Origin of the sequence: Salsuginibacillus kocurii DSM 18087 (assembly GCF_000377705.1) — a bacterium.
Taxonomy (GTDB): Bacteria; Bacillota; Bacilli; order Bacillales; family Marinococcaceae; genus Salsuginibacillus; species Salsuginibacillus kocurii.
In genome coordinates, this window is sequence record NZ_KB898625.1 from 336,864 (window position 1) to 350,859 (window position 13,996).

The window sequence follows — 13,996 nt, forward strand, 5'->3', positions numbered from 1 at the left end:
TTCCTCCTTTCCCGTATACCTTCGTAGAAATTTCTCACATTTTGGTAATTTATTTTTATTATAAAAATGGTGCAGGGAAACAAGCTTCCTTGTTGAATATCAATTTAAGAGGAAATCGCAAGCTTTTTAAACGGCTTGACGACTCACAAATATCCTACGAATGGAGGCCCTCATGTTGCAGTCAACGTTAACAGACGATGAAATTTATTTGTTTCATCAAGGAACAAACTATGAGAGTTATCGTCTGCTTGGGGCGCACGTCGTCTCCTCAGAAGAGCAGACGGGATGCCGTTTTACCGTATGGGCTCCGCATGCGCGCACAGTTCGTGTTGTGGGCGACTTCAATGATTGGTCGGGAGACGGCTGGGAAATGGAAAAGGTTAGTTCCGCTGGCTTATGGACGCTTTTCATTCCTCACCTGCCCGAGCGCTCTCGTTATAAGTACGACATTGAACATGAGAGCGGACAGCGCCTATTAAAAGCGGACCCTTACGCTACGCAAGCGGAAGTTCGCCCGAACACCGCTTCATTAACACCTCTCTCTTCTCCCTATGAATGGCAGGACGCTCTTTGGCAAGCAGAAAAAAAGACGTATCAGCCGTATTCAAGCCCGCTACTTATTTATGAAGTTCATCTTGGCTCTTGGAAGAAAAAAGAAGACGGTTCTTTACTTTCATACCGGGAACTTGCTGATGAATTGATTCCTTACGTCACATCATTAGGCTATACCCACATTGAACTGCTGCCGGTATGTGAACATCCATTTGATCTCTCTTGGGGTTATCAAATTACCGGATATTATGCACCCACAAGCCGTCACGGAAATTCTGAAGATTTTAAATATTTTGTCGATTGTTGCCATCAAAAAGGAATTGGTGTCATTTTAGATTGGGTTCCTGGCCATTTTTGTCGAGATGACCACGGCCTGCGCCAGTTTGATGGCGAAGCTCTCTATGAGTACAGTGATGAACGTAAGGCAGATAAGCCTACGTGGGGCACCCTTACCTTTGACTTCGGCAGACCCGAGGTGCAGAGCTTCTTGATTTCTAATGCTGTATATTGGCTGAAGGAATTTCACTTGGATGGCCTGCGGGTTGATGCCGTCGCCAGCATGCTTTATTTGAATTTTGACAGAAATGATGAAAAATCCCCTATCTATAATACCTATGGCGGCGAAGAGAATTTGGAAGCACTCGCCTTTTTGAAAAAAATGAACGAAGTCGTTTTTCACTATGAACCGAATGCATTAATGATGGCTGAAGACAGCTCAGACTGGCCGAAGGTTACTGGGCCTACAGATACAGGAGGGCTCGGTTTTAATTTCAAATGGGACATGGGCTGGATGAACGATATGCTTGCTTACATGGAATTGGACCCTATTTACCGAAAATATCATCATAATGCTCTCACCTTTTCTCATATGTATGCTGACAGTGAAAATTTTGTCCTGCCCCTCTCTCATGATGAGGTTGTTCATGGAAAGAAATCATTATTGGATAAAATGCCAGGCGACCAATGGCAGCAGTTTGCCCAGTGGCGTCTTTTATATGGGTATATGCTTACCCACCCAGGAAAAAAACTGCTGTTTATGGGTGGTGAACTGGCTCAGTATGCCGAATGGAAAGACCAAGAGGAGCTTGATTGGCATTTGCTTGAATACCCGCTGCACCACAGCATGCAGAAGTACGTAGGCGCCCTTAATCATTTTTACCTAGAACATCCTGAGCTCTATGAAGCGGACCATGAGCCAGACGGTTTTCACTGGATTGACCCCGACCATCATGAGGGTAGTGTTATCTCTTTTCGCCGCGTTTCCCCGCAGAGCGGACGTGAATTGATCATTGTTTGTCATTTTACTCCAGCCGTTTTATATGATTATAAAATAGGGGTCCCAGAAGCTGGAACGTATCAAGAAATTTTCAACTCTGATGCTTCTGATTTCGGCGGATCTAATCAGCTGAATGAAAACCAGCACTTTACGATCCCAGAGAGCTGGCATGGATATGACCAGCACATCCGCATCAAAGTACCACCCTTTGCCTTATCCATTTTCGAACGCCTCGATGTTTAATCAGAAGGAGGAATCTGCTTATGAACAAAGAAGTTGTCGCCATGTTATTAGCTGGTGGAGAAGGAAAACGCCTTGGACCGCTTACGAGGCACCTGGCCAAACCTGCCGTTCCATTTGGCGGAAAGTACCGAATCATTGATTTCACCCTTAGTAACTGCACGAATTCCAGGATTGAAACGGTAGGAGTGTTAACTCAGTATTCGCCGCTTGTATTAAATCAACATATCGGAGCAGGCAGTCCGTGGGGCCTGGACCTCCCCACAGAAGGGCTATCAATTCTTTCTCCTTACACCGCTAAAGAAGGCGGGGACTGGTACAAAGGCACAGCAGATGCAATTTACCAAAACATTCACTACATTGATCAATACAACCCGGAAAACGTCTTGGTAATATCAGGCGATCATATTTACCACATGGATTACAACCTCATGCTCGAACAGCATATCGAAACGAATGCGGACGCCACCATTTCAGTGATCGAAGTCCCATGGGAGGAGGCCAGCCGCTTTGGCATTTTAAATACGACCGATTCCCTCTCCATTTATGAATTTGAAGAAAAACCAGCCGCGCCAAAGAATAACCTGGCTTCGATGGGCATTTACCTCTTTAAGTGGCAAGAGCTTCGCAAACATCTCATTGAAGATGCCATCTGTTTCGAATCGACGCACGACTTTGGCAAAGACCTTATTCCTAAAATGCTTTCTGTCGGCAACTCCATGTACGCCTACCAATTTGAAGGCTATTGGAAAGATGTGGGCACGATTCAAAGTTATTGGGAAGCAAATATGGACTTGTTAAATGAAGACCTGTCGGTGTCGTTAAACTGCAAAAAATGGCGCACCTATTCAAAAGTGACGAATGAACCACCGCAGTTTATTGCAGAAACAGCCAACATTCAAAATGCCCTTATTCATTCCGGTTCTTATATAAACGGAACGATTGATACATCCGTTTTATTTGAAAACGTTTCAGTCGGAGCTGGAAGCACAATCAGCCATTCGATCATCCATCCAAACGTAACGATTGGCAAAAACGTCAGAATTGAACGCGCTATCATTAAAGAAAACACGACAATACCTGCAGGAACGGTCATCTCTACACCTCCAACGGATGAGCCCATGGTGATCGATGATGACACGCTTCCAAAACGGGCTGTCACTGTTGATTATTTATAAAGGAGGTCACGAATGAAACAAATGATGGGTTTGATTAACCTTGAACATGAACGTGATACATTTCAGGAGCTAACTTATTTCCGTTGTCCAGCCGCCATTCCCTTTGCCGGCCGCTACCGCTTGATTGACTTTACACTCAGCAACATGGTACGTTCCGGCATTCAAGAGGTAGCTTTATTTACGAACCAAAAATACAGAGCGTTAATGGACCATTTAGGCACTGGTGTCCATTGGGGGCTCGCTCGACGCCACGGTGGACTTTTCATCTTGCCGCCTGACTGGCACGACCCAAGTGACATTTCCCGCGGAGATTTACGCCATTTCCATAACAATCGCGACTATTTCCATCGCTCAAAAGCCGATTATGTGCTGGTAAGCGGCAGCCAGTTCATTGCCAACACGGATTATAATGCTGCGTTTCAAAAACATCTCTATACCGGTGCTGATATTACGCTTCTTACTACCGAGACCAAACTGGCGCCAGGCAATCAGCAGGTGCGCCCCCGGGTTGAACTGGATGAAGATGACTGGGTCAAATCGCTCCATAACGACATCACTAATCCGATCCAGTTTAGCGGTACGTACATTATTCATAAAGAGCTGCTGCTTGAGCTCGTGGACGCGTGCATTGCTTATGAGAAAACAGACTTTTTCCAAGCCACCATAAAAGGCAACCTGCATAAGCTGTTTGTACAGACGTACCACCATACCGGTTACAGTGCTTTCATTGATTCGCTAGAAAGCTTTTATCATCAAAATATGGAGCTGTTAAAACCAGCTAATTATGAAAATATGTTCCTGAACCGCCCGCCCGTACTGACGAAAGTCAGCAATGAACCTCCCGTTAAATACGGTCCGAATGCCCAGGTAAGCAGTTCCATTGTGGCAAATGGATGTGTAATCGAAGGAACGGTGGAAAACAGCGTCCTCTTTCGCGGGGTGCACATCAGCCCAGACACGCACATAAAAGATTCGATTATCATGCAGCGCTGCGACGTAGCCAGCGGGGTAGATTTAGAAAACGTGATCCTCGATAAGGACGTACACATTTTAGAAAATCAGCGTTTGATCGGCTCAGCGGAAAAACCATACACCTTGGCTAAACGAAAAGTGCTCGTCTGAGCAGATTGGAGGCAGAAGCAATGAAACAAGTATTATTCGCAGCATCTGAAGCCACTCCTTTTATCAAAACAGGCGGTCTCGGGGATGTTGCCGGGTCGCTCCCGCATGCCCTTAATCAAACAAAAGAAGTCGAAGTGGCCGTTGTCCTCCCCCTTTACCGCGATATCGGGACGGAGTGGCGCAAAAAGCTAGAGCCTATTCGCACCGTTCCCGTCAGGCTTGGCTGGCGCTATCATGAAGCACGCTTACTTACCTATGTTCATCAGGGCATCCGTTTTTATTTTATCGAAAATGACTTTTACTTCGGACGTGAGGGGATCTACGGTTACTTGGACGATGGGGAGCGCTTCGTGTTTTACAATAAAGCGATTGAACAAGCCCTGCCCTACTTTTTTAAAAAACCTGATATCATCCATGCCCATGATTGGCAGACTTCTCTACTGCTGGCCCTCTTAAAAACCGCCGACCGCCCTCTCCCTGTGCGAAGCGTGCTGACGATACACAATTTGCAGTTTCAAGGGAAAATGCATCATGATGCGTTTGACCAGCTGATTGAACGTCCGCTCAAACACTTTGATGGCTTTGAATGGGATGGCATGATTAATCTGCTAAAAGCAGGACTGTTTCACGCCGACCAGATTACGACTGTAAGTCCTTCTTATGCCGAGGAAATCAAAACATCTTATTACGGCGAAGGTTTGCATCCTGTGTTAAATGACCGGGCTTATGACCTGACCGGTATTTTAAATGGCATTGATACCGAAAGCTATAATCCATCTAACGACAAAGCTCTCCCTGTTCCCTATCAAAACGAGCGGGAAGGTAAACTTGCCAACAAAACCCACATCCAAGAACTGCTGGGGCTTCCCGTCAATAAAGACCTTCCACTGTATCTCGTGATTTCGCGTTTGACAGACCAAAAAGGCTTTCATTTGCTGACTCGGATTGCAGGCGAATTTTTACAAAACGATGTCCAGCTTGTCGTCCTTGGCACGGGTGAAGAAGTATTTGAGAGCGCCTTTCAAGGACTTGCGGACGCCTACTCTGAAAACATGGCGGTCCGGCTTGCATTTGATGAAACACTAGCCCGCAAGCTGTACGCCGGAGCCGACTTTTTTATCATGCCGTCTAAATTTGAACCGTGTGGCTTAGCTCAGCTGATTGCCCTGCAGTACAAAACAGCACCGATCGTCCGGGAGACAGGAGGTTTGCGAGATACGATTCAGCCCTATAATGAGTATGAAGGAAGTGGCAATGGTTTTAGTTTTAACCATTTTAATGCCCACGAATTGTTACACGTTCTGCTTTACTCCCTCGAGGTCTATAACGACCCTGAACGCTTCAACACCCTTTACACCAATTTAACTGGCGAGGCATTTAGCTGGCAGGCCTCTGCTAACGCTTATGCTTCTCTGTACTTACATGCATTAGCACAGGATCAACCTTCGCTACATGAAGTGAGGAAAGGAAGAAACGCATGACAGCTTCTGAGGCAAGCTCGTTTTTTAACCGGATCGAACATCAACTTGAACAAGAGCGTAACACCACCGTCAAAGACTGTACGGCCACGGATGTGTATTACGCCATCGCGGCTTGTCTGCGTGAAGAAGTCAACACTGACTGGCAACAAACCGAACACCAGCGGGAGAGCAACGGCAATAAAGAAGTCTGCTACTTATCAATGGAGTTTTTAATTGGGCGATTAATTGAAAACCAACTTATTAACCGCGGTTACCTGGAAGCAGCTTTAGCTGCGATTTACTCGCTCGGCTTTACGCCTGAAGATGTATTCGAGCAAGAGCCTGATGCAGCGCTTGGCAATGGTGGGCTTGGGCGGCTGGCGGCTTGCTTTCTGGATTCGCTTGCTTCACTTCGCTATCCCGCCAAAGGGTTTGGGATTCGTTACCGCTACGGCTTGTTTCAGCAGCGCCTCATTCAAGGTGAACAAATTGAACTGCCTGACTACTGGCTCAAACACCCTTATCCATGGGAAGTAAGGAAAGTAGAGGAAGCGATCTCGGTTCGTTTTGGAGGCGTGGTTCATGCGAAAACCCATAAAGACGGTGGCCTCGACTTTGAGTTAGCCGGAGCTGATGAGGTGTTGGCGGTGCCATATGATGTGCCGATCACCGGCTTTCAGAATCAATTTGTCAATACGCTCCGTCTTTTTAGTGCCGAAGTTCCCGGACCGCTCGGGGACCCGGTACAGACCGAGCCTACCCATTACTACCATGAGCTGGACCATGAACATGCGATTACGCAAATATCCGGTTACTTGTATCCAGATGACTCTTCGTTCGAAGGTAAAGAACTGCGTTTAAAGCAGCAATACTTTCTCGTCTCTGCCAGCCTGCAAACCATGGTCCAGTCCTTTAAAGACCAGAACAGAAAAGGGTGGGAGTCCTTTGCCGACCGATTTGCGATTCAAATCAATGACACCCACCCTGCGCTTGCCATCCCTGAATTAATGCGGCTCTTAATGGATGAAGAGCGGCTCAGCTGGGAGGAAGCGTGGCGCATTACGACTAACACGTGCGCATATACGAACCACACCACGCTGCAAGAAGCGTTGGAAACCTGGCCGGAAACGATGATACAAGCGCTCCTTCCGCGGCTTCATATGATTATTCACGAAATCAACGAACGCTTCTGCCAGGGCTTATGGTTCGACCATCCAGAGCTAAGAGAGCACATTCATGAGCTTGCCATTATCGAACACGACGTCGTAAAAATGGCTCATCTCGCGATTGTAGGAAGCTTTAGCGTGAACGGAGTGGCGCGCCTGCATACGAATATTTTAAAACAGCAAGAAATGAAACAATTTCATACCCTTTTTCCGAACCGTTTTAACAATAAGACGAACGGCATCAGTCACCGCCGCTGGCTCCTGCAGGCCAACCCTGAATTAAGCTCCTTAATCACGGAGGCCATCGGTCCGAAATGGGTGCAAGAACCCAGTGCTCTCATTCATTTGCTTCGCTACGCAAATGATGCCCCGTTTCTGGCTCAGCTCGATGAAGTAAAGCATAAGAACAAGCGCAAATTAAGCAGCTACATTTACCATGAAACCGGCGTCCGAGTAGAAGAAACCTCAATCTTTGATGTGCAGATCAAACGCCTGCATGAATACAAACGCCAGTTGTTAAATGCGTTTCACATTATTCATTTGTACAATGAACTAAAGGATAACCCAAAGCTAGATTTGACACCGCGGACCTTCCTGTTTGGTGCAAAAGCGGCTCCAAGCTATTATTTAGCAAAAGAAATTATTAAGTTAATTAACGCCGTGGCTTCCGTGGTCAACAATGATCCGGCTGTAAACGGAAAACTAAAGGTGCTTTTTTTAGAAAACTATAACGTAAGCTTGGCCGAACGGATGATTCCAGCTGCCGATGTAAGTGAGCAGATTTCAACCGCTGGCAAAGAAGCATCCGGAACCGGCAACATGAAGATGATGATGAACGGAGCGTTAACATTGGGTACGCTCGACGGAGCAAATGTAGAAATTAGAGATCTCGTCGGAAAAGAAAACATGTTTCTCTTTGGCTTACGAGCTGAAGAGGTGCAGGCCTATTACTCAAACAAAGAGTATTCAGCGCGCGACCTTTACAATACAGACTCACGCGTACGCCGTATCCTCGACCAATTACATGAAGGCAGTTTCGCTCCAGAAGTACTTGCATTTAAAGACTTATATTACAACCTGCTCTATCATAATGATCCCTATTTTGTGTTAAAAGACTTTGAACCTTATCTTGAAGCCCAGGAGAATGTGGAACGTGCCTACCGTGACCGCACCGAATGGCTGCAAATGTGCACGACCAACATTGCCCACTCTGGTAAGTTTTCCAGTGACCGCACCATTCAAGAATATGCCTCCCAACTCTGGAAGCTAAAACCGCAAAACTAAAGTAAACTTGGCAAAGCCGATCCTGTGGCGTAGGCTGATCCTTAGTTACACTTATACCGTTACCTTCCTGTACATTCTTAGGGGGTAAAGAAAAAAGCTTGCTGCGTCGTTAGCAGCAAGCTTTTCTATTCGGAAGCGGACGGTCGCTTGGCCAATGGCAGATCAATAATAAATTCTGTGCCGCTTCCTTTCTCGGAATGAATCGTCACCCGGCCTTTCATGTTCTGCAAGAGCGTAAAGACAGCCATAAGACCAAGCCCCGTCCCGTTTTTCTTTAACGTAAAATAAGGTTCGCCCAAGTGAGCGACTTCTTCTTTTGTCATGCCTATGCCGTCGTCTTGAATGCGCAGGCGGGCGTAATGTCCGTTTGGCTCAGTGCTCAATGTAAGCGTTCCACTACCTTCAATCGCTTCAATTCCGTTCTTGCCAATGTTAATGAGACATTGGCTGAGATGGTGAGGGTCAGCTTCTATTTGCTGGGCCTTGTGAGTTGGTGAAAAAGAAATTTGAGTATGGTGCTGTTTGGCATATGGCTCTAACAGCTGGACCACATGATCCACCACATCTTCCAAGTAGATCGGAGTGGTAGTGGTCGTACCTGGTTTGGCATACATGAGGTAATTATTGAGAATCCGTTCAGCTGCCTTTATCTCTTCTTCAACAATGGAGAGGTATTCTTGTTGTTTAGCAGGCGTCGGGCGCTCCTGCTGCAACAGTTGCGTAAAACCTTTAATCGACTGGAGCGGATTGCGAATCTCATGAGCGATGGAAGCAGCTAAATGACTGACAACCTCAAGCTTCTTGTTTTGTATGACACTTCGCTGCATCTTCTGATTTTTAATCATTTGCTCAATGAGAAGAGCAACGACTGCTGTACCGATGAATTGCGCGAGGGCTGCCGTAATATAAGGCTCTGCCAATTCAATGATAGGATCACCAAATAACAGCGTGCCACCGAACACATTTGCCACAACCGAAAAGAAAGCAATGAGTGACACAACGATAATACGTTTCGTATGAGACCATTGGAAAAAGCGGGCGCGCAACAACGGCAGAAAAGCGACCAACATAACGACATTTACCATCGACGTATAAACGCCTTCTCCGCCGATTGACAGCCGCATGGCCGCAAACACAGCAAGAAGCGCTCCGCCTACCCCGTAACCGCCATACAACGCACCAATAATAATCGGAATCTGGCGCAAATCAATAATAAACTCTCCCTCTGCATCGGTCGCGAACGGAAAAAGCATACAGAGAATAATCGAGATAGACAAAAGCACCGTTATAAGAACTTTGTTCTGTTCAAATAACGTCTCATACCGATTCGCTTTAAATAAGTAATAGAGAAGAATCGGGATCATCACAAAAAACAAATTGTTAATGAGTCCACTAAGTAACTCAAGCATAAACTCTCTCCTTTTTAAAAGAAAAGCGGAGCGGGCTCGATAAACGACGAAGAGCTCTTCTCTCCCACCGAGGAGGCTGTCGCCGCCGCAGTGTGGGAGAAAGAGATCTCAAGTCGTTAGCCCGCGAAGCTAGACAGGAAAAGCGGAGGCGCTTTGCTCAGATGCGACAAGTTTTTCAGCATCCGCGCAGCGTGGCTTGCCGCGCGGAGACGGAGGCAGAAAAAACCTCGAGCATCTAAGCGCCGCAGCTAGACACGAAAAGCGGAGCGGGCTCGGTAAACGACGAAGAGCTCTTCTCTCCCACCGAGGAGGCTGTCGCCGCCGCAGGGTGGGAGAAAGAGATCTCAAGTCGTTAGCCCGCAAAGCTAGACAGGAAAAGCGGAGGGCGCCTGGGCAGCGGCGCCGCCCACAGTAAGCACCTCCGGTAGGACCTATACAGCAAAACAGAGGGCGCTGCTGCCGAGGCGGACAAAGTCTGGGTAAGCGTCCATAACCCTCTATGAACAAGTTTCAGCTTTATATAACATCAGTTGTTTCTAGTAGGACTTCACATGCGCGCCTCTGTTATCCTAACAGAGTTACGCTTGGAACCATAGGAAAGATTCACCTTTAATTGAATAAATTTACGATACCGCAGTAAAACTCTTTCAATCACAGCAGCCACCTGCACAAAAAGTAGGCCAAATCCGGTTTTCCGAGCTTGCTAGTGCCTCCTTTTCTATTACGTTATAGCTCCCATCTTCTAAGTAAACTACCAATCAACGTAGGTAACACAACAGCGTGAGCACAAATCTCCCCAACTCCTATTCACCAAGAGAGATCTCCTCTCTCAACTCGCTTCAACCAAACCAAAACATAAAAAAACGAGGCTGCTGACAAGCCTCGTTTTTGCTTAATTCATTTGTACACTGCCTTGAGTTTGGGAGAGGAAATTCTGAGTGTAATAGGTTTCTCCATGCAAGAGCGAAACGCCAATGCCCACTTGTTCAACCCCTTCTCGTAAAATACCTCCGCGGTGACTGATTGAATTCATCAACCCTCGATGGGAAGAAAATGGACTAATATAAGCGCTGGAAATATTCTCAGAAACAAACAAGTAACCGCTTGGGATCTCTTCTCTCACCCGCTGCAAGGCCCGCATTCCTTCGGGGGATTCATGGCTGAAATAATTTCGCTGGGCCATATCAAGGCTATGTTGAAAAGCAACCTCTGAAACTGTCGCGTTAAGTGGCAAGACAGTCTGTCCATGTGCCACACGCGCCACATTTAAGAAATCATACATTTCAGCTTGATAATCTTGTTCCATTTGCAAAAGCGTCTCGTGATCTCTATTCAACATCGCTTGTCTCGTCGGATAATTAACCGTGCCATCCGTTACTTTCATCGCCACCAGTTTATCTTGCTGATGCTGGTCGTATTGCAAGGTTACTCTGTAATCTGATGGATCTTCTTCAACAAGCGCCTCTGCTTCTGACTCATTCATGCCAAGCTGCACACCAACTGCAGACTCAAAAGGTGACTTAGAAGTTGACAGGGCAACCACCTCTCCATCGCGAAGACCAAATCGAGCAAAGTTCTCATACGCATCATGATATGTATGCCACTCAAACCCTAGTCTAGCCGTTGTTACCCGCTCTGGTTCCCCGTGAAAAGCTTCAAGCTCTGACTGGGTGTCCCCAATTGCCATCCCTTGTACCACCCATGGTTCCTGTGGTTCAGTGTCCACTTCAATCCCTTGCCTCTGCTGTTGGTCCAGCCGTTCAATAAACGTAATAGCTTCCGCCCGCGTCATATCACTTAACCGGTCAAAACGTTCAAGTTCGCCTCCTTGACGATAGCCTTGACCAACCGTGAGCCCCGCATCATACATCCAACGAATCGCACCGAATGGCTCACTCGTCCCCCCATTTAAATGCGAAAACGTCCGGGCTAATGTTTCACGGAGAACCGGCTGGTTTTTAGCGGCAGAATCATGTAAGCCTTGTAGAGGCGGTCCATGCGGTTCTAATTGTGCATAATAAGGATCTGCCCAGTGCGAGCCAGTTGTTTCCTGTTCGTTCTCTATTCCGTAAAACCGTGTCAGCATCGTCGTAAATTCTGCTTCCGTCAAAGTTTGGCTTGGTCGAAAACTTCCGTCCCCATACCCTTCAATTAATCCTTCTTCAAGCCCCCACTGAATATTGCCGTAAGCCCAATGGCTATCATTTACGTCTGCAAATGCTGCGGCGTCTGGAGCACTCTTTGTTTCTGACACTGTCCCTAACCCTACACTGACTGCAAACATACCAACGAGCAGGCTACAACCTGCCCGAACTCCCACTTTCACGTGCTGTCACACCCCTTATTTTTTTAATACCGCTCTTCATTGTAATCGCTTGGCTGGAAAAAACAAGCGCAGCAATCCAATTTTAATCATTCCGTAAAAAATGTAGAAAAAGGAGCCACCGTACCGACACAGAGTAAATAAAAACTCAGTGAAAAGAAGTCTTTTCACTGAGCGCTATCTTTATAAAAACATTTACACATCAAACTTGCGCACCGACTGCTGCAGCTCTTCCGCCATGCGCGAAAGAGTTTCCGCCGCTGAAGAAATCTCTTCCATCGACGCATTTTGTTCTTCAGCCGAAGCGGCAATGTGTTGAGTGGAACCGCTAGATTGTTCAACCATACGTGCTGTTTCTTCCGCTGTTTCCACCATCGTTTCTGCATTGGCCGTCACTTGCTGCACCAAAGAAGACACTTCATTCACCTGTTCACTGACTTCTTGGGTCGCGCCGGTAATCTCGGTGAACGTCTGACCGGCTTGATCGACGTATGATTTTCCTGTTTCTACTGCCTGACGTCCATCGGAAATGGACTGAACGGAGACATCGATATCGTTCTGGATATCTTGAATCATTTCATTGATTTGTTCTGCGGATTGGCCGGATTGTTCAGCCAGCTTGCGGACCTCATCTGCTACAACCGCAAACCCTTTCCCGTGTTCGCCTGCCCGGGCTGCCTCAATGGCCGCGTTTAAGGCAAGCAAATTGGTCTGCTCGGAGATGTCGGTAATCAGCTTTACGATCTCGCCAATTTTTGAAGATTTTTCGCCTAGCTGCTCTACCACCTGCGATGTCGCTTCCGTGCGGGCTTTGATCGTATCCATCTGATCCACCGTCTGCGCGACCACCCGTTCCCCGTCTTTGGCATTTTTAGAAGTATTCAAGGCCGAATCATTCACAGTCTCAATGTTTTCGGAAATTTGCGCCATGCCTTTTGAAATATCCGAAACGACATTGCCTACCCGCTCGGACTGGCCGGAATGACGATCGGCTGTTGCCGACAGCTCCTGGATGGCTTCTGTAATTTCCTCTGTAGCTTTACTCGTTTCCGTGGCGCTTGCGGTTAACTGTTCAGAAGAAGCAGCCACCTGGTCCGACGTTTCAGCTACTTGCTTTAACAGGTCTTTCAAATTGATTTTCATGGCGTTATAAGCCGTCGATAACTGCCCGATCTCATCCCGGGAATCATCTTCCACATCCGTGGTAAAATCGCCCTTGCCGGCACCCTGCAAAGCCTCATTTATATTGTTCAAACGCCTTCCCATCCGGCGGGTAATCATTAAAATGACAGCGCCGGCCAGTAGAAGAGTTGCAATCAAGACAATGAGGACAACCCCCATGATGGAAGAAACGGTATCATTAATATATTCCTGCGACGCACCGACAAAAAGCATGCCCACCACTTCGTCATCGTCATTTTCAAGCGGCATGTAAGCCGTTTGTTTATCAGTACCGAGAATGTCCTGCTGGCCGTACAGCCTATCCCCCTGGTCGAGAACGACATCCACCGTCTCTCCTTCTGCCGGAGAATCAAGCGCTCGTTCTCCCTCAATGATTAAGTTGGTCGTAACAGGATCGCGCTCACGAAAAATGGTCACTAACCCGCCGGTCGTCTCTCCAATTTGGTCAGCGATTTCTTCATTTTGCTCGACTTCTGTATCTCCTTTGTAGAGAGAGCCGTCTTCAATCTGCCATTCACCATCATCCATCGTTTCAAGCATGTAGGAAGCAAGTTCCAGGTCACTGCCTGCTTTTTCTGCAGCCGCTTCTTCCACCCCGTCCGTTACTTGCTGCTGCACAACAAACCCGATGGCTGTGGCGAAAATGATTAGTATCGCTAACACCGCAACGTTTAATTTCAAACCAATCGTCCACTTGTTAAGTAAATTACGCACTATTCTACCCCTTTCCCATAATAATAGTTTAATATGTCTTTTTGACTAGTCGATAGTATTCACAAAAACAACCCTACGCCCAAGTATTTT

The 13,996-nt window shown here is 47.0% G+C and carries 8 protein-coding genes; 5 read left to right on the top strand and 3 right to left on the bottom strand.

Annotation, left to right across the window (positions count from 1 at the left end; all coding sequences use genetic code 11):
* The first annotated feature begins 172 nt into the window (after positions 1-172).
* Genes glgB through D469_RS0108295 form a run of 5 tightly spaced genes read left to right on the top strand, consistent with a single transcriptional unit; the run spans position 173 to position 8,278 of the window.
* Entirely contained in the window at positions 173-2,071 is a 1,899-nt protein-coding gene (glgB, locus tag D469_RS0108275) for a 1,4-alpha-glucan branching protein GlgB (RefSeq protein WP_018922923.1), read from the top strand.
* Positions 2,072-2,091: 20 nt separating this feature from the next.
* The gene (locus tag D469_RS0108280) at positions 2,092-3,246 is read left to right on the top strand and encodes a glucose-1-phosphate adenylyltransferase (RefSeq protein ID WP_018922924.1); all 1,155 of its coding nucleotides are present in this window, start codon (positions 2,092-2,094) and stop codon (positions 3,244-3,246) included.
* Positions 3,247-3,258: 12 nt separating this feature from the next.
* The gene (glgD, locus tag D469_RS0108285; protein ID WP_018922925.1) at positions 3,259-4,368 is read left to right on the top strand and encodes a glucose-1-phosphate adenylyltransferase subunit GlgD; all 1,110 of its coding nucleotides are present in this window, start codon (positions 3,259-3,261) and stop codon (positions 4,366-4,368) included.
* A 20-nt stretch (positions 4,369-4,388) separates the two neighbouring features.
* Positions 4,389-5,849, top strand: a complete 1,461-nt coding sequence (locus D469_RS0108290) for a glycogen synthase (protein WP_018922926.1) — start codon at positions 4,389-4,391, stop codon at positions 5,847-5,849.
* The gene (locus D469_RS0108295; RefSeq protein ID WP_018922927.1) at positions 5,846-8,278 is read left to right on the top strand and encodes a glycogen/starch/alpha-glucan phosphorylase; all 2,433 of its coding nucleotides are present in this window, start codon (positions 5,846-5,848) and stop codon (positions 8,276-8,278) included. Before D469_RS0108290 ends, D469_RS0108295 begins: the two co-directional genes overlap by 4 nt.
* 125 nt (positions 8,279-8,403) lie before the next feature.
* Here D469_RS0108295 and D469_RS0108300 read toward each other — a convergent pair whose 3' ends face one another.
* The 3 genes from D469_RS0108300 to D469_RS0108315 form a co-directional block, all read right to left on the bottom strand.
* Positions 8,404-9,687: an ATP-binding protein gene (locus D469_RS0108300; protein ID WP_018922928.1), complete on the bottom strand. Its 1,284-nt coding sequence runs from the start codon at positions 9,685-9,687 to the stop codon at positions 8,404-8,406.
* Positions 9,688-10,579: 892 nt separating this feature from the next.
* On the bottom strand, positions 10,580-12,013 hold the full coding sequence (locus tag D469_RS0108310) for an S-layer homology domain-containing protein (RefSeq protein ID WP_018922930.1): 1,434 nt from the start codon (positions 12,011-12,013) through the stop codon (positions 10,580-10,582).
* Between the two features lie 192 nt (positions 12,014-12,205).
* Complete coding sequence (locus tag D469_RS0108315) at positions 12,206-13,906, bottom strand: methyl-accepting chemotaxis protein (RefSeq protein WP_018922931.1); 1,701 nt, start codon at positions 13,904-13,906, stop codon at positions 12,206-12,208.
* Positions 13,907-13,996: the final 90 nt, after the last annotated feature.